This is a genomic window from Bacillus sp. AK124 (assembly GCF_053903085.1).
This window is the reverse complement of sequence record NZ_CP096378.1, coordinates 3,877,178-3,901,981: the sequence shown is the minus strand read 5'-3', so window position 1 is coordinate 3,901,981 and position 24,804 is coordinate 3,877,178. Positions and strand designations below refer to the sequence as shown.

The 24,804-nt window shown below is 47.3% G+C and carries 28 protein-coding genes; 17 read left to right on the top strand and 11 right to left on the bottom strand.

Annotated elements, in window-relative coordinates:
- The gene (licTE, locus tag M1E06_RS19605) at window positions 1–768 is read left to right on the top strand and encodes a lichenysin biosynthesis thioesterase LicTE (RefSeq protein WP_020450108.1); all 768 of its coding nucleotides are present in this window, start codon (window positions 1–3) and stop codon (window positions 766–768) included.
- Window positions 769–788: 20 nt separating this feature from the next.
- On the opposite strand, the gene M1E06_RS19600 is transcribed toward licTE, so the two are convergent.
- On the bottom strand, window positions 789–1,700 hold the full coding sequence (locus M1E06_RS19600; protein WP_020450109.1) for a DMT family transporter: 912 nt from the start codon (window positions 1,698–1,700) through the stop codon (window positions 789–791).
- 135 nt (window positions 1,701–1,835) lie between these two features.
- Between M1E06_RS19600 and M1E06_RS19595 the strand changes: the two genes are divergently transcribed.
- Window positions 1,836–3,185, top strand: coding sequence for an aminotransferase-like domain-containing protein (locus tag M1E06_RS19595; RefSeq protein ID WP_020450110.1), 1,350 nt, complete (start codon window positions 1,836–1,838; stop codon window positions 3,183–3,185).
- A gap of 11 nt (window positions 3,186–3,196) precedes the next feature.
- Here M1E06_RS19595 and M1E06_RS19590 read toward each other — a convergent pair whose 3' ends face one another.
- The gene (locus M1E06_RS19590; RefSeq protein WP_216904313.1) at window positions 3,197–3,877 is read right to left on the bottom strand and encodes a 4'-phosphopantetheinyl transferase family protein; all 681 of its coding nucleotides are present in this window, start codon (window positions 3,875–3,877) and stop codon (window positions 3,197–3,199) included.
- A 70-nt stretch (window positions 3,878–3,947) separates the two neighbouring features.
- On the opposite strand from M1E06_RS19590, the gene M1E06_RS19585 reads away from it, so the two are divergent.
- The 3 genes from M1E06_RS19585 to M1E06_RS19575 all read left to right on the top strand — a co-directional run bounded on the left by M1E06_RS19585 (window position 3,948) and on the right by M1E06_RS19575 (window position 5,671).
- Window positions 3,948–4,763, top strand: coding sequence for an alpha/beta hydrolase (locus M1E06_RS19585; protein WP_020450112.1), 816 nt, complete (start codon window positions 3,948–3,950; stop codon window positions 4,761–4,763).
- Window positions 4,764–4,803: 40 nt separating this feature from the next.
- Window positions 4,804–5,118, top strand: coding sequence for a helix-turn-helix domain-containing protein (locus M1E06_RS19580; RefSeq protein ID WP_309436701.1), 315 nt, complete (start codon window positions 4,804–4,806; stop codon window positions 5,116–5,118).
- A gap of 67 nt (window positions 5,119–5,185) precedes the next feature.
- Window positions 5,186–5,671, top strand: coding sequence for a GyrI-like domain-containing protein (locus tag M1E06_RS19575; protein WP_309436700.1), 486 nt, complete (start codon window positions 5,186–5,188; stop codon window positions 5,669–5,671).
- Between the two features lie 27 nt (window positions 5,672–5,698).
- Here the strand turns inward: M1E06_RS19575 and M1E06_RS19570 are convergent, their stop codons facing one another.
- Entirely contained in the window at window positions 5,699–6,361 is a 663-nt protein-coding gene (locus tag M1E06_RS19570) for a YczE/YyaS/YitT family protein (protein ID WP_020450114.1), read from the bottom strand.
- A 365-nt stretch (window positions 6,362–6,726) separates the two neighbouring features.
- Here M1E06_RS19570 and M1E06_RS19565 point away from each other — a divergent pair, with 365 nt between their 5' ends.
- Entirely contained in the window at window positions 6,727–6,915 is a 189-nt protein-coding gene (locus tag M1E06_RS19565; RefSeq protein WP_020450116.1) for a hypothetical protein, read from the top strand.
- A gap of 8 nt (window positions 6,916–6,923) precedes the next feature.
- Here the strand turns inward: M1E06_RS19565 and M1E06_RS19560 are convergent, their stop codons facing one another.
- Window positions 6,924–7,172 carry a hypothetical protein gene (locus tag M1E06_RS19560; protein WP_020450117.1) on the bottom strand — a complete coding sequence of 83 codons (249 nt, stop codon included), beginning with the start codon at window positions 7,170–7,172 and terminating at the stop codon, window positions 6,924–6,926.
- 237 nt (window positions 7,173–7,409) lie between these two features.
- Between M1E06_RS19560 and M1E06_RS19555 the strand changes: the two genes are divergently transcribed.
- The 4 genes from M1E06_RS19555 (at window position 7,410) to M1E06_RS19540 (ending at window position 12,358) form a co-directional block, all read left to right on the top strand.
- Window positions 7,410–9,071, top strand: a complete 1,662-nt coding sequence (locus M1E06_RS19555) for a pyridoxal phosphate-dependent decarboxylase family protein (protein WP_020450118.1) — start codon at window positions 7,410–7,412, stop codon at window positions 9,069–9,071.
- Window positions 9,072–9,085: 14 nt separating this feature from the next.
- Window positions 9,086–10,810 (top strand): methyl-accepting chemotaxis protein, encoded by a 1,725-nt coding sequence (locus M1E06_RS19550; protein ID WP_035337258.1) that lies wholly within the window; start codon window positions 9,086–9,088, stop codon window positions 10,808–10,810.
- A gap of 384 nt (window positions 10,811–11,194) precedes the next feature.
- Window positions 11,195–11,848, top strand: a complete 654-nt coding sequence (locus M1E06_RS19545) for a TetR/AcrR family transcriptional regulator (RefSeq protein WP_035337257.1) — start codon at window positions 11,195–11,197, stop codon at window positions 11,846–11,848.
- Between the two features lie 45 nt (window positions 11,849–11,893).
- A complete protein-coding gene (locus M1E06_RS19540) occupies window positions 11,894–12,358 on the top strand; it encodes a hypothetical protein (RefSeq protein ID WP_035337254.1) in 465 nt (154 codons plus the stop codon).
- 65 nt (window positions 12,359–12,423) lie between these two features.
- Here M1E06_RS19540 and M1E06_RS19535 read toward each other — a convergent pair whose 3' ends face one another.
- The 4 genes from M1E06_RS19535 to M1E06_RS19520 form a co-directional block, all read right to left on the bottom strand.
- Window positions 12,424–13,167, bottom strand: a complete 744-nt coding sequence (locus M1E06_RS19535; RefSeq protein WP_003178866.1) for an amino acid ABC transporter ATP-binding protein — start codon at window positions 13,165–13,167, stop codon at window positions 12,424–12,426.
- Between the two features lie 15 nt (window positions 13,168–13,182).
- Window positions 13,183–13,887, bottom strand: coding sequence for an amino acid ABC transporter permease (locus M1E06_RS19530; protein ID WP_020450121.1), 705 nt, complete (start codon window positions 13,885–13,887; stop codon window positions 13,183–13,185).
- On the bottom strand, window positions 13,874–14,680 hold the full coding sequence (tcyA, locus tag M1E06_RS19525; protein WP_020450122.1) for a cystine ABC transporter substrate-binding lipoprotein TcyA: 807 nt from the start codon (window positions 14,678–14,680) through the stop codon (window positions 13,874–13,876). The genes M1E06_RS19530 and tcyA overlap by 14 nt, the downstream gene beginning before the upstream one ends.
- A 115-nt stretch (window positions 14,681–14,795) precedes the next feature.
- Window positions 14,796–16,208, bottom strand: a complete 1,413-nt coding sequence (locus M1E06_RS19520) for a sigma-54 interaction domain-containing protein (protein ID WP_023855659.1) — start codon at window positions 16,206–16,208, stop codon at window positions 14,796–14,798.
- Between the two features lie 242 nt (window positions 16,209–16,450).
- Here M1E06_RS19520 and M1E06_RS19515 point away from each other — a divergent pair, with 242 nt between their 5' ends.
- From M1E06_RS19515 to rocF, 3 genes are all read left to right on the top strand, one after another.
- Window positions 16,451–17,653, top strand: a complete 1,203-nt coding sequence (locus M1E06_RS19515) for an ornithine--oxo-acid transaminase (RefSeq protein ID WP_035337253.1) — start codon at window positions 16,451–16,453, stop codon at window positions 17,651–17,653.
- A gap of 213 nt (window positions 17,654–17,866) precedes the next feature.
- Entirely contained in the window at window positions 17,867–19,270 is a 1,404-nt protein-coding gene (locus M1E06_RS19510; RefSeq protein WP_223254835.1) for an amino acid permease, read from the top strand.
- Window positions 19,263–20,156, top strand: a complete 894-nt coding sequence (gene rocF / locus M1E06_RS19505; RefSeq protein ID WP_020450126.1) for an arginase — start codon at window positions 19,263–19,265, stop codon at window positions 20,154–20,156. The genes M1E06_RS19510 and rocF overlap by 8 nt, the downstream gene beginning before the upstream one ends.
- A 48-nt stretch (window positions 20,157–20,204) precedes the next feature.
- Here the strand turns inward: rocF and M1E06_RS19500 are convergent, their stop codons facing one another.
- Complete coding sequence (locus tag M1E06_RS19500; RefSeq protein ID WP_026580522.1) at window positions 20,205–21,077, bottom strand: LysR family transcriptional regulator; 873 nt, start codon at window positions 21,075–21,077, stop codon at window positions 20,205–20,207.
- A 121-nt stretch (window positions 21,078–21,198) separates the two neighbouring features.
- Here M1E06_RS19500 and M1E06_RS19495 point away from each other — a divergent pair, with 121 nt between their 5' ends.
- From M1E06_RS19495 to M1E06_RS19480, 4 genes are read left to right on the top strand one after another with little or no spacing between them, the layout of a single operon-like run.
- Window positions 21,199–21,768, top strand: a complete 570-nt coding sequence (locus tag M1E06_RS19495) for a non-oxidative hydroxyarylic acid decarboxylases subunit B (RefSeq protein ID WP_020450128.1) — start codon at window positions 21,199–21,201, stop codon at window positions 21,766–21,768.
- Window positions 21,769–21,781: 13 nt separating this feature from the next.
- Window positions 21,782–23,203, top strand: a complete 1,422-nt coding sequence (locus tag M1E06_RS19490) for a non-oxidative hydroxyarylic acid decarboxylases subunit C (RefSeq protein ID WP_023855656.1) — start codon at window positions 21,782–21,784, stop codon at window positions 23,201–23,203.
- A 19-nt stretch (window positions 23,204–23,222) separates the two neighbouring features.
- Window positions 23,223–23,450: a non-oxidative hydroxyarylic acid decarboxylases subunit D gene (locus tag M1E06_RS19485; protein ID WP_020450130.1), complete on the top strand. Its 228-nt coding sequence runs from the start codon at window positions 23,223–23,225 to the stop codon at window positions 23,448–23,450.
- A gap of 15 nt (window positions 23,451–23,465) precedes the next feature.
- On the top strand, window positions 23,466–23,921 hold the full coding sequence (locus tag M1E06_RS19480) for a pyridoxamine 5'-phosphate oxidase family protein (RefSeq protein ID WP_095323758.1): 456 nt from the start codon (window positions 23,466–23,468) through the stop codon (window positions 23,919–23,921).
- A gap of 34 nt (window positions 23,922–23,955) precedes the next feature.
- Here M1E06_RS19480 and M1E06_RS19475 read toward each other — a convergent pair whose 3' ends face one another.
- Window positions 23,956–24,402, bottom strand: coding sequence for a hypothetical protein (locus M1E06_RS19475; RefSeq protein ID WP_035337248.1), 447 nt, complete (start codon window positions 24,400–24,402; stop codon window positions 23,956–23,958).
- Window positions 24,403–24,427: 25 nt separating this feature from the next.
- A complete protein-coding gene (locus tag M1E06_RS19470) occupies window positions 24,428–24,772 on the bottom strand; it encodes a hypothetical protein (RefSeq protein ID WP_224066812.1) in 345 nt (114 codons plus the stop codon).
- Window positions 24,773–24,804 lie beyond the last annotated feature (32 nt).

The window sequence follows — 24,804 nt, the reverse complement described above, 5'->3', positions numbered from 1 at the left end:
ATGAACGAGATCATTAAGCAGTTTGGAGCGCCGGCAGGCGGCACGCAGTTGATCTGTTTCCCGTTTGCCGGGGGATATTCGGCATCATTCGGACCGCTTTATGAACATTTAAAAGCAGATTTTGAAGTACTGGCCATCGAACCGCCTGGACACGGAACAAATCGAATGGCGTTTGTCGACAATTTGGAAGAACTCGTCGATCTGTATATAGCGGCGCTCAAGCCGAGGCTCTCCGCTCCATTCGTACTGTTCGGCCACAGCATGGGCGGGATGGTTGTTTACAGGTTGACGCAAAAGCTTGAACAAGAAGGCATCTTTCCGGCAGCTGCGGTGATTTCAGCGATTCAGCCGCCTCATATTCAGCGGCAAAAAGTGTCTCACAAAAATGATGACGCATTTCTCGACCATCTCATCCAGCTTGGCGGAATACCCCAACAACTGAAAGATAACAGGGAAGTCATGAACTTTTTCCTGCCGTCATTCAGAGCGGACTACAGAGCGCTTGAGACGTTCTGCCATACGGATCATACGCCGCTCATGTCGCCTGTTCATATCCTGAACGGAGATCGCGATGAGAAATGCATGAAGGATGCGCATGGCTGGAAAAAGTGGGCGCGTACGATCGATTTCCACTATTTCAAAGGCGGCCATATGTATCTTTTAGCAAAAACGGAACAAGTAGCCGCGAAGATCAAAACGATTGCCGCGGCCAGCCGCAAGGAGGCCCCGCCCGGCAATATAAAGAAAAACGGAAAATCGGTGTGTTGAAACAGCCGATTTTCCGTTTTTTAGCCTTTTTTCAGCCGACTTTCCGGCCTGACCATCGTCGCTCCGATCAGTCCGGCAATAATCATCCCCGTTCCTGCGAAGTGAAACCATTCAAGTGATTCTCCCAGCCATATGATCCCAGCCAAAATCGTCACCAGTGTCGCCAGATGATTAAACATGCTGATTTTCGCAGCTTCTATTTTTGAGAGAGCATAATTAGATAAAAATGATGTCGCAAACGATGACAACACGCCCAAATACAAAACCGAAAGAATAAACACCGGATCAGTGAAGGGAGCAAAAAATCCGCTCAGCGTGCCGTCTGCCATGTGACTGATCCCGGCGATGCCGTTGAAAAAGAGAAATCCCGCACCAGTGGTCACATATGTTAATTCAAGCGAATTGAAGGTGCGTGTCATCTTTCTCGCGAGCACACTGTAGCCCGCCGATGAAAGCGCCGAAAGCAAAATCAGCGCCGCCCCTCTCAAATCGGAGCTTCCGGTGCCTGCGCTTTTCATCATAAAGATGCAGGCCACCCCCGCCGCTGACAAGACGGTGAAAAAGAATTGCCGCTTCGTAAACCGTTCATTTAAAAAATAAGCGGCGAATATCATCGTAAAGATCGGGATCGCCGCTTGAATGATGCCGGCTTCAGACGAAGACGTGTAGACGAGCCCAAACACTTGAAAAGCAAAAAACATGACAGGATAAAATAAAGCTAAAGGCAGTACCTTCAGCGCATCTTTCATGCTGATGCCAATCTTTACCCATCCAAGCAGAAGGGGAAAAAGCGCGGCCAAAAAAGCGACCGTAAAGCGATGGGCCAGAATATCGACCGGATTCGCTGCAGTGAGAGCCAATTTGACAAAGAAAAAAGAAAACCCAATGATAAAAGCATAGAGCAAAGCTGCCGCATAAGCAGATTTGTTCAAAGTCGATCATCTCCGTTAAAGTATGCATGCAATACATATATTTTACCGGCTTCTGTCATCTTATACGGAAGCGAAATCTGATACAATACAAAAAAACGGAATCTGTACCGTTACAGATTGGCGAAGGAGACGAACATGCACAAATATGTAGCGCTGATGAACGAATTGGAGGATATGATCGAAGACAAATCCTTTCAGGAAGGGGACAGGCTGCCGTCCATCCGCGAGCTGTCCGTACGCTTCAAAGTAAGCAAAAGCACGGTCATCAGGGCGTTTAGCGAGCTGGAGAGACAGCACCTCATCTACTCAGTGCCGAAAAGCGGCTATTACGTCGTGAAAAAAACGAATCAGCGACCAAATCCCGGAAAGGCTGTGATCGATTTCTCAGCATCTGCTCCTGATCCTGATGTCTTTCCATACATCGATTTTCAGCATTGCATCAATAAAGCCATTGACACATACAAAAACGATCTGTTTATCTATGGGACGCCGAAAGGTCTTCCGTCATTAATCGAGGCCATACAAAAAGAGCTTGCCAACGGCCAGGTGTTTGCGAAAGAGGAACACATTTTTATTACATCAGGCGTGCAGCAGGCCCTCGCTCTGCTCGCTTCAATGCCTTTTCCCAACCGGAAGCGGAAAATTCTGATCGAACAGCCGAGCTATCATTTACTGATTCAATACCTTGAAGTTCACGGCATACCCGCAATCGGCATCGAGAGAACCGCTGAGGGCATCGATATGGACGAGCTGGAGCAAATTTTCCAAACCGAAGACATCAAATTCTTTTATACGATGCCGAGATTCCACAATCCGCTCGGGACTTCCTATACGGAACGGGAAAAAATGGCCATCGTCAAGCTGGCGGAAAAGTATGACGTCTATATCGCCGAGGATGATTTTTTAGGAGATTTGGAGAATCATAAAAAGGCGGACCCGTTACATTATTATGACGTTTCTTCACACGTCATTTATTTGAAAAGTTTCTCCAAGATTATTTTTCCGGGTCTGCGGGTCGGAGCCGCTGTGCTGCCCGATTCTCTGACAGATGTGTTCAACCGGTACAAACAGCTGCTCGACATTGACAGTTCCATGCTGTCTCAGGCCGCTTTGGAGATCTATTTGAAGAGCGGGATGTTTGAAAAGCATAAGCAAAAGATCCGTTCTTCCTATCAAAAAAGATCATGCCTTCTGCATGATCTGCTAAAAGAATGTGCCGCGTCACTGGGGGATGTGCTTGAATTCCATCCACACGGCCATCCGGCCATCCACACCCACATCGAATTGGACCGGACGATCCCGGCGTCCCGTCTGATCAAAAGCTTACAAAAACGGAACGTCCTGCTCGAACCGGTAAACGCTCATTATATGTCGGCCTTTCCAAAAAGAAATCTATTAAAAATCAATACGTCCAATGTAAAGGAAGACGACATCCGCCGCGGCATCGACCGCTTGCGGCAAGCGGTGGAAACCGCTTATTTTTAGAGCGGAACTTTTTAAAGCGTTGACAGTTCAGCGCAGCTTTTCATCACAATGCGGTCTGGAAATTCAGGTGCGGCGGAACACACCGCCATTTTATAGCCTGGGTCAATTTCATAGGCTTGGATATAGCAAGGCGGATAGCCTGGGGGAGTTTCCACCGAAGCGCGTCCTTGATCGTTCAGTTTGACGGAGAAGGAATCAAGCGGCAGAGACAGGCCTTTTCCCGCCTGTTTGATAAAGCTTTCTTTCATCGTCCACAAATGATAGAAATACGACAGGCGCTCTGAGTCGTCCTTTTCCATGAGATCATGGTGCTCTGAAGGAGAAAAAAACCGCTCGGCAATGTCGAAATTGATCGGCTTGATTTTTTCGACATCCACTCCGATCGGCTTGGTGCCAGCTCCGCACACGATCCAGTTTCCGGAGTGGGAAATGTTGAAATGAAAGTCGTTCAGACCTTCAGCAGCCGGTTTGCCGTACCTTCCTTCCGTAAAACGGATCTGATCGTTCGGTAAATGAAACGTTTCACTGATGATGTGCCTCGCCAGCACTTCCCCGATCAGCGTCCTGCTGGCATCTTCGGGATATCTGTATCTGCCCACTTTTTTGCGCTTTTCTTCAGAGACCATGGCCATCATTCGGTTAAATTGGCCGGCTTCCGGCAGCTGATCCATATAAACGGCGTAAATCTTCATCAAATGCAACCTCTTCACATGATATTTTTTCTGCTTTCATTTTAGCAAACAGGCAGCAGAAAAGATAGGCATGATACCTGTGCAGAATGGAGTGATGAACATGATAGACGGAACATTGATAAAAGATACATACTTCGGGAGGGAGCTTTTGATCTATCTTCCTCCTTCATACGGAAGCAGTAATAACCGCTATCCCGTCCTATACGTACACGATCTGGGCGATTTGTTCGATCCGGCACACAGCGGCAGTTTGCCCTCAATCGAAAAGCTGTTTTCGAATCAGGAAGTGCCGGAATTGCTGCTGGTCGGAGTGGCTCCGAAAGACAGGGAAAGCGAATACACGCCTTTTCCCAAACCGCATTTGCTGCCGAATAAACGGGCGTACGGCGGGAAGGGCAACGAATATGCCGCTTTTTTGGCCAATCGGCTTAAGCCCTATATCGACAGGCGCTACCGAACAAATCCAAGCCGTGAACATACAGGAATCATCGGAAAGTCGTTCGGCGGATTGATCTCGGTTTACACGGCGTATTTAGCATCTAAGACATTTGGGAAAATCGGATCTTTGTCAGGGTCTTTCTGGTTTGAAGGAATGACCGAGTTTATGAAGAATAACCGCTTTGAAAATGAGCATCTGCGCATTTATATGGATGTTGGAAGCATGGAAGGAGCAGACAGGGATAATCTGCAGAAGGAGATGATACCGAGGACGAAGGAAGCCTTCAGCCTGTTAACCGAAAGCGCCGCCTTCGAAAAAGAACTGAAGTTTGTCATTGATGAAGGAGGCTCACATCGGCTTGAGAGGTTTGCGAAGCGTTTTCCGGAAGCCGTCAAATGGCTGTTCGGCTCCTGTCACAACAACGCACGGAATGACCGGAATTTCTGATTGGCATGAAGTATCGTTGTAAATGAGAGGAGCGGAAACAATGGACATTCTGAATCGTTTGGCTGAAAGCATCGATTATATTGAAAAGCATTTGGATCAGCCGCTGAAACACGAAGAAATCGCCCAAATCGCATACTGTTCGAAATTTCATTATCAGCGGATGTTCTACATGCTGACGGGTGTTACCCTTGCCGATTACATTCGGAAAAGAAGGCTGACAGTCGCCGCGCAGGAGCTGGCTGCTTCACATATAAAAGTGGTTGATGCTGCTTTTAAATACGGCTACAACACACCGGAATCATTTTCAGGAGGCATTCAGCCGCCTTCACGGTATCAGCCCTTCACAGGCCCGTGAAAAAGGCAGGACGCTCAGGGCATTTCCGCGTCTATCCTTTCATATTCAAATAAAGGGAGTGGAGGATATGAATTACAAGATTGTTGAAAAAGAACCGTTTCAGGTGATCGGCAAAGCGTTGGAGGTTACGGTGAAGGATGATCAAAACAAAAAGGACATTCCGGCTTTTTGGAACGAATTAAATCACAACGGCTTTACCGATTCTTTAAAGCCGGATATCGGCCCGCTCGGCTTCCTTGGCGTCTGCATGGATTTTAATGATCAAGCTGATACGTTCCATTATGTCATCGGGGTCGAAAAAACATCCGCTGACACGCCTGCCGGCTGTGTCGAGAAACCGATTCCCGCCGCAACTTGGGCCGTATTTGAAGCCGTCGGCCCCGTCAATTCGGCTGTTCAAGCCACATGGGAAAGGATCTTCTCAGAATGGTTTCCGGCGACAGGCTATGAATTGGCAAACGCTCCGCAATTTGAATCCTATCCTAAGGACGGGAATATTATGGCGCAAGACCATATCACCGAAATTTGGATACCGGTGGTAAAACAGAAATAATCTGAACGAGAAAAACGGATGAAACGCTCATCCGTTTTTTTTCAGCGACATATGTACAGGCTTGGCAGCTCTGATGCGCCTTCCTGTCATAGCTGTTTTTAAAAGCTGTTTGGACTGAGGCAAAGAAAACCGCAAAATCAGGCCTGTTAAAATGGCGGTTAAAACAGTGCCGATGCCGATCGGCCCGCCGAGCAGCCAGCCGATCAGTAAAATCGTCAGCTCCATTCCGTTGCGGACCCACTGAACGTTCCAGCCCGTTTTCTCGGAAATCAAAAGCATCAGGGAGTCGCGCGGACCCGCACCAAGATCTGCCGACACATAAATGCCGACTCCATAACCGATAAAAATGACGCCGATCACGAATACGACAGTGCTTGAAATATACGTTTCCGGGTCTGGAAGAATATAAGTAAAGAAATCTATAAAAATACCGATTAACAGCATATTAAGCACGGCGCCGATTTTCGGCCATGCTTTTGTAAATAAGGACGTTAAACCTACGATAACCGCCCCGACAATAATCGCCCATTGGCCGACTGTAAGGCCCAAAAGCATATACAACCCGTAGTGAAATGCATCCCAAGGACCGATGCCGAGCACTTTCCCTTCAATCGTAAGAGAAACCCCAAAAGACAAAACAATCAATCCGACAAAATAAAAAAGCCAGCGCAAAACAAGTTCCCGCTTCAATGGATTCCCCTCTTTTCAAAAAAACAATCGATTGTCATTGTATCACATTCTTCAGAACGGATAAATGCGGATTTCGGAATGCGGCTCTTCAATTTACATAATTATGATTATATTCCAATTGATGAAAATGATGTATGATAGCTGTAGAGATACATTTTCCATTGTGGAGGGGAGAAATTCAGAGTCTGATAAGGGTCCTGGACCCTTTTGTTTCTTTCGAGGAAGCATCATCTGCCAGTTCTATTCGACAGAGCCAATGGGCGAACCGAGCGCTTGGGCCGTTCTTGTAGGCTGGCTCTTTGCTGTCATTGCGGTTCAGCAGTTTGCAGGGAAAAAACAGCAGATGTTATGAAAAAAGGAGGGGAATGGCGTTGATTTTTTTAGTAAGGCTGATCTGTCTTTCCGTTTTAGCCTGTCTCGCACTGTTGCTTATATTGAACTATGCACCTTTTCTGGCGATGCCCGTTTGGATTGCTTTGATCATTGCCTTGATCGTCTGTCTGTATCTTGCCTTTAAAGAGGAAACGAAGGAATGGAGAAGACGAAAGCACTAAGTTTTTCTTCAGCGTTTTTTCTTGAATGAAAGAACATTTGCCAAAACGAAATAGATGATGGCCGTCCCGGACACAAACAAAAAAAATTCTTTCCACTCTCTTGCCGTCATGTATACAAAGCGGCAGATCTCGAGATGTTCATCCAAGTAAAAAGCCTGGGTATATGCGCTGACTATCATGCCGGTAAAGACGAATAGGCCGACCATATTGAGCAGCATTCTCATACTGAATGTTTTTTTCTCATTTTCTTGTTTCATTTTAAAGAAATCCTTTCCAATATGAATTTATCATTCTATTGTACGGAAATAGCGCTCAAATGTTTCGAAAACTTCTTAATATATCGTTAAGAAGTTTTTTTATTTAAAAGAAAATGTAAAAGATTAAACAATTTCATGAACTTTTTGAGCGAAGGCCTAAAAATATAGGAATATTATACCGATATGGCAAGTGAAAACTTTTTCCGAAATATTAAAGACAAGGCAGGAGAGAAAATCATGCAGCAACGCAATACACCGGATGTACAGAAATGGTTTCCGAGCGAGGACGGAAATGAAGCGAAAAGACATGAATTCCTATCATTGATTGAACAGCTGATCGAGGGAGTGGACGAGCTGAAAAATCCAGATCAGGTCAACCTTGGCGGCGAGAAGAACCGTGAGGGCTTCTTTTATGAAAAGCTGGTCGCAGAGAGCCGGATTCCGCACGAAGGTGCGCCGATGAAAGAGGTCAACGAAGAGCTGTTGAAGCTGTTGCACGGCCATCCGTATCATACCAAATACTTTTTCACAAACATTCTGCCGATGGCGAGCATCCCGGGGATATTAGGCATGCTTACGGCGTTCATGGTCAATGGGAACAACCTGTGGGATGTGTACGGTCCAGCCGGAGCGGAGGCGGAAGTGAAAGTTACGGCGATGATGTCAAAGCTTGCGGGGTATGATGCCGAAACAAGCGGAGGCTACACGACGTGGGGAGGACAAGGTGCGGTATACAGCGGCCTCAGAATCGCGATTGCCAAAATGGCGCCGTCATCGCTGAAAGAAGGGGTTCCCGGCAATTTCTACGCGTTTTGTTCTGAAGCGGCTCATTACAGCTTGTATAAGTCAATGGAAGCCGCAGGACTCGGGAGCGATCATTTAATTAAAGTCAAAACAAATCTCGACCATTCCATGGATACGGAAGATTTGCGTGCGAAGCTTAGACAAGTCTGCGAAGCCGGGGGGATTCCCGTTTATATCGTAGCTACAACAGGAACGACAGATGCGATCGGCATCGATGATGTGAGCGCTGTCCGCCGTGCGGCTGAAGAAACGGCGAAAAGCTTCGGGCTGCCGGTTCCGCATATCCACGCCGATTCCGCCCTGGGAGGATTTTTTGCCTTTTTTAATGAGTACGATCTGAATGAGAACGCTTTATCCTTCAGTCCCGGTGTTCTCAGCATGATCAAGCCGATTCAGGAAAAAATGAGGCATCTGCACGCAGCCGATTCGCTTTGTTTTGATTTTCAGAAGCTCGGACAGACGCCTTATGTGACGAGCCTGTTTCTTGTGAAAGATCGCAATGACTTAAAACGGATCGATCTGGATCCTGATGAGACGCCGTATGTCGGCCACCGCGGCTATGGGGACTACCATACGGGCTACACGCTGGAATGTTCGCGCATGGCCAGTTCGATCAGTATGTACAGCGCGTTGATGGCATTTGGCTATGAAGGCTATCAAAAGCTGCTCGGACAGTTTCTTGAAGTCAACCTGCATTTTAGGGAACAGCTTTCTCAGCAGATTCCGGAGGCCGATATTGTGAACCCGGACAACTTCGGCATGTCTACGCTGTTTCGCATTTATCCTGAAGGTGCCCCTAGATTTGAAGACGAAATTTCGGGAGCATGCACCATTCAAGAGCTGGAAAGAAACAATGCACTCACTGAAAAACTATTTGAAAAGCTCGGAACAAAAAGGGACAAGATGTTTTTTGGCGATACGAAAAAGCACTTGCTTGTGAAATCCTGTGAAGGGACTGAGATACCGCTTTGCGTCAGCAAATTTTTCGTCATTTCTCCGTATACCATGCCTGAACATGTCCCGGGAATTATCGATTATTTAAAAGAAAATATTGAGGAAGTCTGCCGGGAGCATGGATCTCTCATGACAAATTAAAGGGGATATAGACGATGAAAACGTTGAAGAAAAAGCTAACAGAACACATTTCAGTCAAAATTATGATTGGCGTCGCCTTAGTGCTTTTAATCACGATCGCATCATTTTCAGCTGTGTTTACTTATATCAGCAAAGACTTGTCAGAGCAGCTGAGACAGCAGTTCCAAAACCGTCTTTATACCGATATTCATCTTGCTGAAAACCAAATCAAACGTCTGGACGGGAATCCGCTTGAAATCGATTCTGCGGACAATCCGCTTTACAAGCAGACAAAAATGGCTGTGGACAACCTGAAAAAGAAAAACAATCTTGAAAATATCTATATCCTTTCCAATGAGGGCGGGAAGGAGCGGATTCTCGTGCTGTCGGATACGTCCGATGATTTCGGCACGGATTACAGTTTTTCTCCTGAAATGAAAGAAGCCTTAACGACAAACAAAGAGACGGTAAGCGACGTGTATGAGGATGAATACGGCATTCACCAGTCAATTTTTCAGCCGCTTGAGAACAGCTCCGGCGAAAAGGTGGGAATTTTGGGGATCGATCTTGATGCTTCCGTGATTCCGGCGACGGCTGCAAAAGCGAAGTGGTATACAATTGCGATCGCAGCATTTGTCTTGCTGCTCGGAATGGCCATGGCCTATTTTCTCGGTTCTTTTATCGCGAAGCCGATCAGGCAGCTGATGAAGGCATCAGAAAAAATTGCCGACGGCGATCTGTCGGCCGACATTTCTGTCAAGAGCCGTGATGAAGCCGGAAAGCTTGCCGAATCGTTCAAGCGGATGAGCGAAAATTTACAACAATTGATTGGACAAATTTCAGCTTCCTCTGAAGAGGTATCCAAGACGAGTCTCCAGCTGAAAAATGTATCGGCTGAATCGAGCGAAAGCGCGGCCCAGGTGGCTGAATCGATGAACAGCATGAGCGAGGGGATCAACGAAGTGGTCTCGTCCGTTTCGGATTGCCACACATCGGCTGCCGAAATCGATCATCAGCTTACACACGTCACAGAAGAAGTGAACGAGATGAAGAATGTTGCCGAAGGCGTCAGCAAGGATTCCAAGACCGGACAGGAGCTTGTCGAAGAAACATTGCGGCAGACCCAGACGATTAAAAACGTGATGGAAGAGTCCAAACAAGCAGCAGCAGAGATGCAAAACCATACCGAAGAAATTGAAAAAGTCATCGGAATGATTTCCTCTATTGCCGAACAGACGAATTTGCTGGCGCTCAATGCTTCAATTGAAGCCGCCCGGGTCGGTGAAGAAGGCCAGGGCTTTGCTGTTGTAGCGGGAGAAGTCAGAAAGCTTTCTGAACGCTCGGCAGATGCCGCTTTATCCGTTTCCCAGCTTGTGGCGGGCACGCAGGAGAGCAGCCGGCTTGTCATGGAACGCATTCAGGAAGGAAACGCAGCGGTTGACAAAGGGCAAATATTAATCAACGGCACTTACGAGAACTTTTCAGGAATTTTTAAAGGGATCTCTCAATTTGCCGAACGGACCGATCAGTTGCTTCAGTCTTTGTTAAAAGTCGAAAAATCGTATCAAAACATTTCGGCTGCGATGGAACAGATTTCCGCCGTTACCGAAGAGCAGGCGGCAGGTTCTGAGGAAGTCGCGGCAGCAGCGGAGCAGCAAAGCGCCGGCATGCAGGAAATCGCATCGGCCATTCAGCAGCTCTCCGCTTTGTCGGAAGAATTGAATCAAGCGGCATCCAAGTTTAAACTGGCCGCAGAATAAAAAAGAACAGCCTGATCCAGAGAGATCAGGCTGTTTTGTTGTGTCGACAAACCTTTTTCAGTTTGAATAAATGAGGCGGCAAAAAATGAATAAATAAATCTTTGATTCAAGCGTTATTCGAACCGTTCAACTTCTTAACGGATTCCTAGGGAAGGTGTAGAGGTTTTCTACTAGCAGAGACTTGACAATAAAGAGTTTAATTTCGTCGCGGTTGGGCGAGTTTTACTTATCAATCGGAAGCAGTGACGGTCGAGTTGATTCCTTTTACTACCGAAGCTACTAAACGCCCAAGAGACCGTAATGATATTTCCTTTTGTTGACAGTTTCTCGATATTCTTTTATAATGTTGATTGACATGAATGTCAATGAAAAGAGGTTTTTTTCTTGTCACCACGTACAAAGGAACAGAATGAAGAAATTCGAAGACAGCGGAAACAGGAAATTTTACGAGCAGCCATCTTGGTGTATGCTGAAAAAGGGTACTCAGCTACCGAAATTGGCGACATTGCAGCACAGGCTCGCCTGGCGCGTGGGTTGGTGTATCACTATTTTAAGAACAAGCAAACCTTGTTCCGTGAATTGTATGAGGATATAATGGCCCAGACCAAGCAGAAGACGGTGTCTCACTTTCAGCAGGATCGGCCTCCTTTGGAATTATTAAGCGAGTATGCACGATTAGTATGCATGCAGGTTTTGAAGGAACCAGCCCTTTCACGTTTTTACATGAGAATCAGTCTAGACATTCATTTGCTGTATACCGAAGAACAGCTTTCTCCTTTTGAATGGGTAAAAGCATTTATTGAACCCATCGCTTCGGTCATTGAACAAGGCATGCAACAAGGTTCGATACGGCAAGGAAGTGTAAATCTTATGGCTATGCAATTCTGGGGAGCCATATCACAAGGTATGAACTACTTAGGGCAACTGCAGCAGGAGCAACAACAAAAAGGAACAGCAGAGCAAACAGAAAATCATCAGTTGATGACTGTTATAATGGAAGTTACAGAAACTGCTTTATCTATCGTAAGAGCAGAGTGAATTTTTTATTAACATTTGTGTAAGTCAAAAGAAAGGATGTGGATAATGACATTAGTAACGATAACACAAGCGGAGTTTGATACATTAAGCGATGAGAGGCTCGGATGGGTATGTGTTGAGTCTACCCTACTAAGTATTCGTGGAAAGGATGCCGCGGCAAAATCAGAAGCGATTACTAGTTTGAACAGGAGTCAGCAGGCCCTGTGCATGTTTAGGGTTTTCTATGACCATGCAAAGGACTCCGCCCAAGAGTTTTACTCCTGGGTGTCCTATTTATTGCAGGCACCGGGATATTGGACAGGTGTGACCGGGGCTTTGCGCTATTTCGGTGATGAAAACCTGTTGAAGCTACTCGAAGATACAAAGCAGGTTATTGAAATTAATGGGCATAATGCTGATACAATGAATGAGTTATACGAGCGGTTTCAAGGGATCGTTTCCGGCAGTCTGAAAAGAATTAGTTCTTTCATCCGGTCTAATCCACAGGACTTCGTCATTCTAGCAAAATAATTCGAGATTTGATTGAACGTAAAAAATGACAAACCCCCTGATCTTGTCAGATCAGGGGGTCATGTTTATACAGGATTCAAAATCCGGTTTAAAAACTGTTTTGTTCGTTCTTCCTTAGGGGCTGAGAAAATTTGTTCAGGCGGACCCTGTTCGACGATGACGCCGCCGTCGATAAAGACGACTTCGTCTGCGACATCCTGCGCGAATTTGATTTCGTGGGTGACGACAACCATCGTCCAGCCCTCATTTGCAAGGTCTTTCATGACTTTCAGCACTTCACCGACCAGCTCGGGGTCAAGCGCCGATGTGGGCTCGTCAAAAAGCATCAGTTCTGGCTTGATGGCCAGAGCACGGGCGATCCCGACGCGCTGCTGCTGTCCCCCGGAAAGCTGGAATGGATAAAGGTCCATTTTGTCTTCTAGGCCGACCTTTTGCAGAAGCTGAACGGCTTCCTTTTTGACTTCTTCTTTATTGCGCTTTTGCACTTTTACCGGCCCTTCCATCACATTTTCAAGCACGGTGCGGTGCGGGAACAGGTGATAGGCCTGAAACACCATTCCCGACTTTCTCCGCAGTCGAAGGAGGTCAGCCGGTTTATTTTTCTTGGAAAAATCGATGGTAAAATCGTCAAAAGAAAGAATGCCGCGGTTCGGAATTTCCAAAGCGTTCAGGCAGCGAAGCAGCGTCGTCTTGCCGGAACCGGAAGGCCCTAAGATGGCGATCACTTTTCCTTTTTCGATGTTCAGGTCGATTTTTTTTAAGATCTCGTTTTCGCCGAAGGATTTATTCAGCCCTTTGATCGCAAGCATTGTCTATTTCCCTCCTTACCTGGCCACATACCGGTCCAATCGCCGTTCAATCTGCTGCTGAACAAGCGCGAGAACAAAGCAGATGATCCAATAGATGAATGCGGCTTCCATATAAATGATTAAAATTTGGTCTAGATTGCTGGCCCCGATTTCCTGGGCTTTCCGGAATAATTCAGCAACAAGAATTTGTGACGCAAGCGATGTGTCTTTAACCAAGCTGATGAATGTATTGGATAATGGCGGAATCGACACGCGTACAGCCTGCGGCAGGATGACCCTGGTAAGGGCCGTTTTTTGAGTCATTCCAATCGAATAAGCCGCTTCCCACTGCCCTTTCGGAACGGAAAGGATGGAAGCCCTGATGATTTCCGAAGCATATGCGCCGACATTTAATGAAAAGGCAATGATCGCGCTCGGAAACGGGTCAATCGTGATTTGAAATGCTGGAAACAAGTAAAAAATAATGAATAGCTGAACGAGCAGCGGCGTTCCGCGGATCGCTGAGACATAAATGCCGAAAACCGCTCTTAAAATGCGGGATTTGGACATTCTCGCCAGCGCCGTGATCAATGCGATGATCATACCGAATATAAAAGAGAGAATGGCAAGGGGAATCGAGTAATAGATTCCCCTTAAAAAGATCGGCCAAAATGATTCACGCACAAGATCCCAGGGGATCGCCGCGCCGATGGCCGCCGCTTGTATATTATTTAGAAACATCTTCGCCAAACCATTTCTTCGCTATTTTCGCGAGTGTGCCATCCTCTTTCATGTCTTTCAGCGCGGAGTTGACCTTGTCAACCAGCTCGCCGCTTCCTTTGCGGAAAGCAAAATGCGTAGTTTGCGGCTCGCCTGTTTCAAAAGCGACTTTCAGGTTTTTGTTTCCTGATGTCTTCAAATAGTTCAGCACCGCCAGTTTATCGTTAAAGGTGAGGTCGACACGGCCCTGCTGAATCAACTGAAACGCTTGAGCCATTCCTTCCACGCCTTCGATTTCAGCGCCGGCGTTTTTCGCAAGGTCATTATAGTTGCTTGTCAAAGATTGTGCAGCTTTTTTCCCTTTGACGTCCCCTTCAGCTTTTATATCGTTGTTGTCCGCTTTTGTGACAACGACGGCTTGGGAAGTTGTATATGAATCGGAAAAATCATACTGATTTTCACGGTCTTTTTTCCCGACTTGGTTGGCAACGACGTCAAAACGCTTGGAGTTGAGGCCGGCAAACATGCTGTCCCACTGCGTTTCTTTAAATTCAGCTTTCAGGTTGAGGCGCTTGGCGACTTCCTGCATCACTTCGACATCATAACCTGTTAATTGATCTGTTTTTTTATCGTGGAATGTAAATGGTTCGTACGTTCCTTCAGTACCGACGGTCAAAACGCCTTTATCTTTAATTGAAGACCAGAGGCTGTCGCCTGCTGCGTTTTTATCCTTGGAATTGTCCCCTGACGCGCCGCATGCGGCCATCACGGTGATCAACAGCGTCAGTAATACAGCGAATATTGCTTTCTTCATTTTATTCCCCACTTTTCTGATTGGATTTAGTTGATATGATTGTACTTAACGGTCTTACAAAAGTAAAGCATAAACCTTTTTTAGTATGAGTCAAGAAATTCGTTTTTAGTGATAATCATTCTGATTCCTGATCAAAACGGATCTTCCATTTTTTAAGCCTGTATTGCAGGCTCTGCCTGCTGATCCCCAGAACCCGCGCCGCTTGGGACACATTGTAATTGCATTTTTTAACGGTTTTTTGAATATAATACTTTTCGGCATTCTCGATTTGTTCCTTCAAAGGAGCTGCCGAGACGGAAGGAAGCGGGGCGAACAGATCATAGCCCTGCTGCGGCAGCTGCTTTTTTGCCGCTGGTTTTGTCCTGTATTGCAATGGAAGGTGCGTCAGCTCGAGTTTGTCTTCGTAAGACATCAAATTCATGGCGCCTTCAATTAAATGTTCAAGTTCTCTGACGTTTCCCGGCCAATCATATGAAAGCAGAAACCGCTGCACCTCTTCTTCAAAACCTTTGACCTCCATTTGGAACAATGCGTTGTATTTGTCGATAAAATGCTGGGTGAGCGGCATGATATCTTCCTTTCGATCTTTTAATGGAGGAATGAACAAGGTGACGACACTCAGCCTGTAATACAAATCTTTTCGCAGTCTTTGCCCGCTGACCGCGTCGACTGGATCTTCGTTCATCGTCGCGATGATCCTGACATCGATCGGAGTATCCTTCGAAGCGCCGATCCGCCTGATCGTTTTTTCTTGAATGGCGCGCAAAAGCTTTGCCTGCAAGCTGAAGTCCAAAGAATTGATCTCGTCAAGGAGAAGTGTGCCGCCGTCTGCTTGTTCGAAAAGACCCGGGCGATCGACGGCACCCGTGAATGCGCCTTTGGCCGTGCCGAATAAAAGGCCTTCGACGAGGCTTTCCGGGAGGGCTGCGCAGTTTTGTGAGATGAATGGGCCAGTCGACCGCTGGCTTCCGTTATGTATACTTTGGGCGAACAGTTCTTTTCCGGTTCCGGTGTCGCCGACGATGAGAATGGAGGAAGAGGTCCGGGTCGCCCGCTTTGCATGTTCAATGACTTCCTTGAACGCCGGGCTGACGCCGATCAGACTGTCAAACGTATACTTTGTGTTTTCTGTTTTGTTCATATTTTCTCTGATCAGCCGTTCAAGCTTTGTGACATCTTTGGCAATCTCAACCGCTCCTTTCGTATTCCCGTTTTCCATAATGGGAAACGTATGATTGACGGTCGTAATTTCTTGGCCCTTGTTATTGAAGTAGGTCTGCTTGACGTTTTTGTTCGTTTTCCCGTGATGCAGCGCCTGCAGGAGAGTGCTGTCATATTGGCTGGCAAAGGTAAACACGTCCAGCACGTTTTTGCCGAGCACATCGTTGACATCCATCCCTTCAATCTGGCTCATTTTTTTGTTATAGACAACAGATGTGCCGTTTTCGTCGACGACATGCAAGCCGATATCGATTTCATCTATAATTCTTTGAAAAATAAGCTTGAGTAAATCATAATTCTTCAGCAAGTGACATCCCCCTTTGTTCGTAACTGTCTCTCCATTGTAAGTGAAGATTTGATAAGGGTGCAAAAAAATATGCATTTATTTTTGCACCTTTGAATAAAAACCGCAAAATTTTTTGCGAATTATACATGCAATGTTCTGAAAATTTGCGGTTTTAAGATTGGCACGATCCTTGCATATAAAATAGTGTGAAACAAAATACGACATCTGGCATGTATGTCCAAAAATAAGAAGGAGGAATCAGAATGACGGTTCTATCAAAGTCCGAGAAAATTATGAAGCAAACCGCACATTTTGGCGCGAATAACTATCATCCTCTGCCGATCGTGATTTCTGAAGCGGAAGGCGCGTGGGTGAAAGATCCGGAAGGCAACCGATACATGGATATGCTGAGCGCTTATTCCGCAGTGAATCAAGGGCACAGGCATCCGAAAATCATCCAGGCGTTAAAAGATCAGGCCGACAAAATCACCTTGACGTCGAGAGCTTTTCACAATGACCAGCTCGGTCCTTTCTATGAAAAGGTCGCTTCATTAACGGGGAAAGATATGGTTCTGCCGATGAACACCGGAGCGGAAGCGGTTGAGTCCGCGATTAAAGCAGCCCGGCGCTGGGCTTATGATGTAAAAGGCGTTCCGGACAATAAGGCTGAAATTATCGCATGTGTAGGCAATTTTCACGGCCGGACGATGCTGGCTGTGTCGCTTTCATCAGAAGAAGAGTATAAACGTGGTTTCGGGCCGATGCTTCCTGGCATCAAGCTGATTCCATACGGGGATCTGGAGGCGCTGAAACAGGCGATCACACCGAATACGGCCGCTTTCTTAATTGAGCCGATTCAGGGTGAAGCGGGTATTGTCATTCCGCCGGAAGGCTTTTTGAAACAGGCTGCAGAAGTCTGTAAAGAACGCAATGTCTTGTTTATCGCTGACGAAATACAGTCAGGGCTTGCGCGAACAGGCAAAATGTTCGCCTCTGATTGGGAGGATGTCACACCGGACATGTACATTTTAGGAAAAGCGCTCGGAGGCGGCGTGTTCCCAATATCGTGTATTGCTGCAAACAGGGATGTGCTTGGCGTGTTTAATCCCGGCTCACACGGGTCGACTTTCGGAGGGAACCCGCTTGCATGCGCCGTATCGATCGCCGCCCTTGAAGTGTTGGATGATGAGCGGCTCGCTGAACGGTCGCTGGAGCTCGGGGAATATTTTAAAGAGAAGCTCTCGCAAATCGATAATCCAAAAATCAAAGAAGTGCGCGGCAGAGGGCTGTTCATTGGGGTTGAGCTGACCGAGGCGGCGCGTCCGTATTGCGAGCGTTTGAAAGAAGAAGGCCTGCTCTGCAAAGAAACGCATGAAACGGTGATTCGCTTTGCGCCTCCTCTTGTTATTTCAAATGAGGATTTGGATTGGGCGATTGAAAAGATTACCCGTGTTTTGTCGAAGTAAAGCGGACGGCTGAACAATAAGGGGATTGTTCAGCCCGTTTTTTCGCCGCATGTGCGAAGTTTGTCAAAAATTGAAATATCAGGAAAATGTTCAGAAGATTTAAAAAATAGTCTATATGTCATAGGGGGAGATGACATTAGGGAGAATGGAAACGGAAGGGGTGAAGGCGGTTTGAACCATGAAAACCGTGAACAATATACACTGAAAAGAACGATGAAATCACGCCATTTGTTTATGATCTCGCTTGGCGGCGTCATCGGAACCGGCTTTTTTCTTGGAACAGGATATACGATCAATGAAGCCGGGCCGATCGGCGCGATTCTTTCTTATTTAGCGGGCGGAATGATCATGTATTTTACGATGCTTTGCCTCGGGGAGCTCGCAGTGGCAATGCCGGTTTCAGGCTCTTTTCAGACGTACGCGACAAAATTTATCGGGCCTGCCACAGGATTTGCCGTCGGCTGGATCTACTGGCTCGGCTGGTCGGTTACGGTTGCTTTGGAATTTCTGTCGGCGGGGCAGCTGATGAAAAGGTGGTTTCCCGATGTCGGCGTCTGGATATGGTGTTTGATTTTCGGTCTGCTGCTTTTTTCGCTTAACGCGCTATCGGCGAAAGCCTTCGGGGAATCGGAATTTTGGCTGTCCGGCATTAAAATTATCGTCATCCTTCTGTTTATTATCCTCGGCGGAGGCGCGATGTTCGGATTTATCGATATGAAAGACGGACAGGCTGCACCGTTCTTTTCCAATCTGATTGGAGACGGAATTTTTCCAAACGGATTCGGCGCGATCTTTATCACGATGATCACCGTCAACTTTGCCTTTCAAGGGACAGAGCTGATCGGGATCGCGGCGGGGGAAAGCGAAAATCCGGAAAAAACGGTGCCCCGCTCCATCAAACAGACGGTCTGGCGGACACTTGTGTTTTTCGGCCTGTCCGTATTTGTCCTGGCGGGGTTGATTCCATGGGAAAAAGCGGGGGTTGTTGAAAGCCCGTTCGTTGTCGTATTTGAACAAATTGGCATTCCGTATGCCGCCGATCTGATGAACTTTGTTATTTTAATTGCTTTATTATCGGTGGCGAATTCGGGTTTGTACGCATCGACGAGGATGCTTTACTCCCTTGCCAAAGAAGGAATGGCCGCTCAGGCTTTAAGCCGGGTCAATAAAAGAGGGATCCCGATGAATGCGCTGTGGATCACGCTCGGTTTTGCGGGTTTGTCCCTCGTCTCAAGCGTAGTTGCCGCGGAAACGCTCTACATCTGGCTTCTGTCTCTAGCCGGTTTAAGCGCACAAGTCGGCTGGATCACGATTACGGTATCACAGCTGCTATTTCGCAGAAGATATGTTAAAGAAGGCGGTAAGGTTGAAGACTTGAAATTTAAAACGCCTCTTTACCCTTATTTGCCGCTGACGGGATTTATTTTAAACAGCGCCGTTCTTGTGAGCCTTGCCTTTGATTCAGAGCAGAGGATGGCATTGTACTGCGGGATTTTGTTCATGTCGGCCTGCTACTTTGTTTATCACGTATTTGTGAAAAAACGCCAGGGTCTTGAGCGACAAGAAGCATTGATCTATCAAAACAAAACAAACGATGAGGTGGTTATTGATGAATAAGCAAGTTTCTCTGATTGGAATGCCGATGGACTTGGGACAGGCGCGGCGCGGTGTGGATATGGGACCGAGCGCGATTCGCTACGCTCATATCGTGGAACGTCTGACCGAGCTTGGCTATGATATCGATGATCTGGGCGATGTGCCGATCAATCGCGATCAGCCAAAAGGAGACGAAGGGCTGAAAAATTTAGTTTCCGTACTCGAAGGAAACCGCAAGCTGGCTGATATCGTCGACAATGTCATCGAGCAGCGCCGCTTCCCGCTCGTGTTGGGCGGAGACCACAGCATAGCCATCGGGACATTGGCGGGGGTAGCCAAGCATTATCAACAACTCGGCGTGATTTGGTATGACGCACACGGCGACTTAAATACGCTGGAGACATCGCCGTCAGGCAACATCCACGGTATGCCGCTGGCGGTAAGTCTCGGTGTCGGCCACGAAAAGCTGGTCAACCTTCACGGCTATACGCCGAAAGTCAAGCCGGAGCATGTCGTCATCATTGGTGCGCGCTCGCTTGATGAAGGAGAGCGCAAATATATCCGTGAAACCGGCATGAAAGTCTACACCATGCACGAAATCGACAGGCTTGGCATGACGAAGGTGATAGAGGAAACGATCGAGTATCTGTCAGCAAATTGCGACGGGATTCATCTGAGCCTCGATCTGGACGGTCTTGATCCGAGCGACGCTCCGGGAGTCGGCACCCCTGTCGTCGGAGGCATCAGCTACAGGGAAAGCCATTTGGCGATGGAAATGCTTTATGACGCAGATATCATTACTTCTGCCGAGTTTGTTGAAGTCAACCCGATACTTGATCATAAAAATAAAACCGGTGAGGCGGCCGTCGAACTGATCGAATCGCTGTTAGGGAAGAAGCTGCTATAACCAATGAAAAGGAGAAGGCATCGGCATGATGCCTTTTCTTTTTTATTATCAAAATAAAGCCAAAAACTCTCTTACGGGCTTCGGCAGAAAACTGCCGGCCCGCCAAACGACAGATGGCTGCAGAATAAACGGATTGTCTTGAATCTCCAATGTCTGAACATGACGCGCAAAATGCGCCGGCAGCATGGACAGCGGCAGAATCGTTGCTCCGAATCCCGAGGTGACAAGGCTGAGGAGCGTTGTAGAATCATGGCACTCACAGACGACCCTCGGCTCAAGGTCCAATGAGTGAAAGTGATGGACGACCTCATCATAAATCCCTTTTCCGTGCGACGGTCTGAGCAGAATCAGCGGCAGACCGGCAATTTCTTTCATTCCGGCTTCCCCTTTTAAGCCATACGACTGATTCCCCGGAAGAACGAGCTTGCATGGGACCTCCGGCAGGCTCTTTGCTTCGATATTTTTGCTGTGGAAAGGCGTTGTCGTGACCGCCGCATCGATCTGCCGGTTTTCCAAGAGCCCGCTCAGCCGTGAAGGCTCACCTTCCCAAATGTTAAACATTAAATTCGGGTACATTTCCCTGATCTTCGAGACTTTTGAGAGCAATAGAGCCGCACAGTAAATCGTTGAACCGACGGCAAGGGTTCCGTTGACTTCTTCACGCAGCTCCCGAACCTCCAAGATGGAATCCTCAAGCTTGTGCAGGATTTCTTTTGCTCTTTTCAAAAACACTTCTCCTTCATAGGTCAGCGTCAGGTTTTTCTTTTTGTTCCGGTCAAATAAAACGACTCCGAGCTCCTCTTCCATCTGCTTCAACTGTCTGGAGAGGGGCGGCTGGGCGATATGAAGCCGTTTCGCCGCCGTTGTAATCTTTCCTTCCTGTGCGATCGTAACAAAGTACTTTAACTGGCGAATATCCATTTTCTCGGCACTCCTTTTTATACCTTTAAAGTATTATATATAGATTTAACAGATATTTTCAATATGGTAAATAGAGGCGTATCATTTTAACTGAAGCACCAAGAGGGAAAGGGGGGCGCATATGAACATCATCGTCGGAATTACGGGCGCGACCGGCGCGATATTTGGCGTGCGGATGCTGGAGTGGCTGAAGAAAACCGACGCAGAGACACACCTAGTCATCTCTCCGTGGGCAGCGGCAACGATTCTGCACGAAACGGGATATACGATGAAAGACGTAGAAAAGCTCGCATCTTTTACGTATTCCCACAAAGACCAGGCGGCCCGCATTTCAAGCGGTTCCTTTCAAACGGACGGAATGATTGTCGCACCGTGCAGCATGAAGACGTTGGCGGGCATTCGCACCGGTATGGCGGATAACCTGTTGACCCGTTCGGCGGACGTCATGCTGAAGGAACGGAAAAAGCTTGTGCTGTTAACAAGGGAGACGCCGCTGAACCAGATTCATCTTGAAAACATGCTTGAGCTGACAAAAATGGGCGCGGTGATCCTGCCGCCGATGCCGGCTTTTTATAATCATCCCCAAAATCTGACCGAAATGGTCGACCATATCGTATTCCGGACGCTGGACCAATTTGGAATCCATCTGTCTGAAGCGAAGCGCTGGGAAGGAATGAAACAGAAGAAATAAGGAGGATAACAGAATGGCTTATCAAGATTTTAGAGATTTTTTAAACACGCTGAAAAAAGAAGGACAGCTTCTTGAAGTTCAGGAAGAGGTGAAGCCGGAACCCGATTTGGGTGCCGCTGCACGCGCCGCCAATAACCTCGGAGACAAATCACCCGCTCTTTTATTCAACAACATTTACGGCTATAACAATGCCCAAATCGCCCTGAATGTCATCGGCTCCTGGCCGAACCACGCGTTAATGCTCGGCCTTCCGAAAGACACGCCGGTCAAAGAACAGTTCTTTGAATTCGCACGCCGCTATGATCAATTTCCTGTAAAAGTGCAAAGAGAGGAGACAGCGCCGTTTCACGAAAACGACATCACAGAAGACATCAACCTGTTTGACATTCTGCCGCTCTTCCGCATCAATCAGGGCGACGGCGGCTTTTATTTAGACAAGGCATGCGTCATTTCCAGAGATGTCGAGGATCCGGAACACTTCGGCAAACAAAACGTCGGCATGTACAGACTGCAGGTAAAAGGAAAAGACCGTCTCGGCATTCAGCCCGTCCCGCAGCATGATATTGCAATCCACCTGCGTCAGGCTGAAGAGCGCGGCGAAAACCTGCCTGTCACGATTGCGCTCGGCTGCGAACCGGTCATTGCAACGGCGGCATCCACACCGCTCTTATACGATCAATCAGAATACGAAATGGCAGGGGCCTTGCAAGGTGAACCTTATAAAATCGTCAAATCAAAACTGTCTAACTTAGATATCCCATGGGGCGCGGAAGTGGTTCTCGAAGGTGAGATCCTGGCGGGCGAACGCGAGTATGAAGGCCCGTTCGGCGAGTTTACCGGCCACTATTCAGGCGGAAGAAGCATGCCGATCATCAAAATCAAGCGCGTCTGCCACCGCAACAACCCGATTTTTGAACACCTCTATTTAGGCATGCCTTGGACTGAGGTTGACTACATGGTCGGCATTAATACATGTGTGCCGCTTTACCAGCAGCTAAAAGAGGCCTATCCGAATGAAATTGTCGCGGTAAACGCGATGTATACACACGGCTTGATCGCCATTGTCTCAACGAAAAGCCGCTACGGCGGATTCGCCAAAGCTGTCGGTATGCGCGCGCTGACGACGCCGCACGGCCTCGGCTACTGCAAAATGGTGATCCTCGTTGACGAAGACGTCGATCCGTTTAATCTCCCGCAAGTGATGTGGGCCATTTCAACGAAAATGCATCCAAAACACGATGCAGTCATTATCCCGGATTTATCCGTTCTGGCGCTTGACCCGGGTTCTGAACCGGCGGGAATCACCCACAAAATGATCTTGGACGCGACAACACCTGTGGCCCCGGAAACAAGAGGACACTATTCACAACCGCTCGATTCCCCTATAGGAACGAAAGAGTGGGAAGCGAAACTAATGAATCTGCTAAATCAATAAAAGAGGAGAGTGTTTCATCATGCATACATGTCCGCGCTGCGAATTAAAAAAAGCGGAAACCGTCAGCAAGTCACCCGTTGAAGGAGCCTGGGAAGTTTATCAATGTCAGCACTGCTTTTTCACTTGGAGATCATCGGAGCCGGAGACGATCACAAATCCTGAAAAATACAATCCGGCCTTTAAAATCGACCCTTCTGAAGTCGAAACAGCCGTACAAGTGCCAGCGGTTCCAGATCGGAAAATCTAAAGGGAGGCATCCGGCATGGCTCAGCTATCAAACGAATTATTTCAGCTGTTAAACGGAGAGAAACTCGCCGGAAAGCGGCGCGAAGCGATGATGCTCCAGACCGTCACAGAAGAAGGCTGGCCGCACACAGCGATGATCAGCGCCGGCGAAATCCTCGCCTTGAACAAAACCGACATCCGCCTGGCTCTCTGGCAAGGCACAACGACAACCGCGAACATCGCGAGAACAGGCCGGGCGCTCTTCGTCACTTGCTGGAAAGGCAAAGCACATTATGTGCGGCTGTCTTTAAAGAAACTGCCCGAATTAAAAGACGCCAAACACCCGAGAGCGCGCTTCGCCGGCACCGTCGAAGCGGCCCGGGAAGATATCGCAAAATACGCCGATATCATGTCCGGCGTTCAGATTGAGCTGAAGGATGAAGCGGCGGTTTTGCGGCGGTGGGAAGAGACGCTGGAGGAGCTGAGGAACTGAAGAAAAGGACCATGGCGAACCATGGTCCTTTCAATTATTTCTGCAGCATCTTATTCGTCACTTTATAAGCCAAGGTACAGCCAATTGTAATGAAAATAATCGCGATCGAAAGGATCACGAGCTTTTCAGCAACGGTATATATCGACATGGGAATAATAACAGCGCAGACGGAAAACACGCCGCCAAAATAAACAAACAGGATCAGCGGCTTTTTGTATTTTTTCCAAATTACTTGATTAATCCCGTTTTTTTCGGGGGCTGCCGGGTGTTTGCTGTCTTCATCTTTCATCAGTTTATTTAGCAGCACATAAATGAGAAATGCGAATAAAGTTGCCGAGAAAATATTAAAACAGAGGATAAACAGCTTTTCTCCCAGACTCATCACCGGATTCAGAACAGAGCTGAGAACGGAGCCGCATACGAAAAACAGGTAGACGGATAAGATAGCTTTGTTTCTTGGTTTTTGTAGAAATTTAGACATTCAGATCTCTCCAATCGTAAATGATTTAAACGCTGAAAATGAGATGGATCAGAAAAGAAAAAATATAAAAGATGATGATGCTTAAAATGCCTCTGCCCAGAAGATAGAGGGCGAAATACAGTTTTCTCAGGAACCAGTTGTATTTTAATAGCCGTTTGTAAACAAAGTAACCGGTTCCGACAAGAAGAAAAACGAATGTATTTGTGATTTTATGGGACCATTTTTCAGGTTTTAAAAAGACCATTTTTTCATATTCAATGATCATGTGACTCGCAATGATTAAAAAACCCAAACTGTAAGCGAAATGAGCGGCCAACATACCGGCGATGAAATATTCGGTATATTCAACAAAAGTTTCTGGTGACATCATTACTCCTTTATGAATGGCGGACTCCAGCGTTT

Bases quoted from the DNA above. Each gene is read 5' to 3' on its own strand.
- licTE (WP_020450108.1), top strand. From the start codon at position 1: ATGAACGAGATCATTAAGCAGTTTGGAGCGCCGGCAGGCGGCACGCAG.
- M1E06_RS19595 (WP_020450110.1), top strand. From the start codon at position 1,836: ATGCACAAATATGTAGCGCTGATGAACGAATTGGAGGATATGATCGAA.
- M1E06_RS19590 (WP_216904313.1), bottom strand. From the start codon at position 3,877: ATGAAGATTTACGCCGTTTATATGGATCAGCTGCCGGAAGCCGGCCAA.
- M1E06_RS19585 (WP_020450112.1), top strand. From the start codon at position 3,948: ATGATACCTGTGCAGAATGGAGTGATGAACATGATAGACGGAACATTG.
- M1E06_RS19580 (WP_309436701.1), top strand. From the start codon at position 4,804: ATGGACATTCTGAATCGTTTGGCTGAAAGCATCGATTATATTGAAAAG.
- M1E06_RS19575 (WP_309436700.1), top strand. From the start codon at position 5,186: ATGAATTACAAGATTGTTGAAAAAGAACCGTTTCAGGTGATCGGCAAA.
- M1E06_RS19565 (WP_020450116.1), top strand. From the start codon at position 6,727: ATGGCGTTGATTTTTTTAGTAAGGCTGATCTGTCTTTCCGTTTTAGCC.
- M1E06_RS19560 (WP_020450117.1), bottom strand. From the start codon at position 7,172: ATGAAACAAGAAAATGAGAAAAAAACATTCAGTATGAGAATGCTGCTC.
- M1E06_RS19555 (WP_020450118.1), top strand. From the start codon at position 7,410: ATGCAGCAACGCAATACACCGGATGTACAGAAATGGTTTCCGAGCGAG.
- M1E06_RS19550 (WP_035337258.1), top strand. From the start codon at position 9,086: ATGAAAACGTTGAAGAAAAAGCTAACAGAACACATTTCAGTCAAAATT.
- M1E06_RS19540 (WP_035337254.1), top strand. From the start codon at position 11,894: ATGACATTAGTAACGATAACACAAGCGGAGTTTGATACATTAAGCGAT.
- M1E06_RS19535 (WP_003178866.1), bottom strand. From the start codon at position 13,167: ATGCTTGCGATCAAAGGGCTGAATAAATCCTTCGGCGAAAACGAGATC.
- M1E06_RS19530 (WP_020450121.1), bottom strand. From the start codon at position 13,887: ATGTTTCTAAATAATATACAAGCGGCGGCCATCGGCGCGGCGATCCCC.
- tcyA (WP_020450122.1), bottom strand. From the start codon at position 14,680: ATGAAGAAAGCAATATTCGCTGTATTACTGACGCTGTTGATCACCGTG.
- M1E06_RS19515 (WP_035337253.1), top strand. From the start codon at position 16,451: ATGACGGTTCTATCAAAGTCCGAGAAAATTATGAAGCAAACCGCACAT.
- M1E06_RS19510 (WP_223254835.1), top strand. From the start codon at position 17,867: ATGAAATCACGCCATTTGTTTATGATCTCGCTTGGCGGCGTCATCGGA.
- rocF (WP_020450126.1), top strand. From the start codon at position 19,263: ATGAATAAGCAAGTTTCTCTGATTGGAATGCCGATGGACTTGGGACAG.
- M1E06_RS19500 (WP_026580522.1), bottom strand. From the start codon at position 21,077: ATGGATATTCGCCAGTTAAAGTACTTTGTTACGATCGCACAGGAAGGA.
- M1E06_RS19495 (WP_020450128.1), top strand. From the start codon at position 21,199: ATGAACATCATCGTCGGAATTACGGGCGCGACCGGCGCGATATTTGGC.
- M1E06_RS19490 (WP_023855656.1), top strand. From the start codon at position 21,782: ATGGCTTATCAAGATTTTAGAGATTTTTTAAACACGCTGAAAAAAGAA.
- M1E06_RS19485 (WP_020450130.1), top strand. From the start codon at position 23,223: ATGCATACATGTCCGCGCTGCGAATTAAAAAAAGCGGAAACCGTCAGC.
- M1E06_RS19480 (WP_095323758.1), top strand. From the start codon at position 23,466: ATGGCTCAGCTATCAAACGAATTATTTCAGCTGTTAAACGGAGAGAAA.
- M1E06_RS19475 (WP_035337248.1), bottom strand. From the start codon at position 24,402: ATGTCTAAATTTCTACAAAAACCAAGAAACAAAGCTATCTTATCCGTC.
- M1E06_RS19470 (WP_224066812.1), bottom strand. From the start codon at position 24,772: ATGATGTCACCAGAAACTTTTGTTGAATATACCGAATATTTCATCGCC.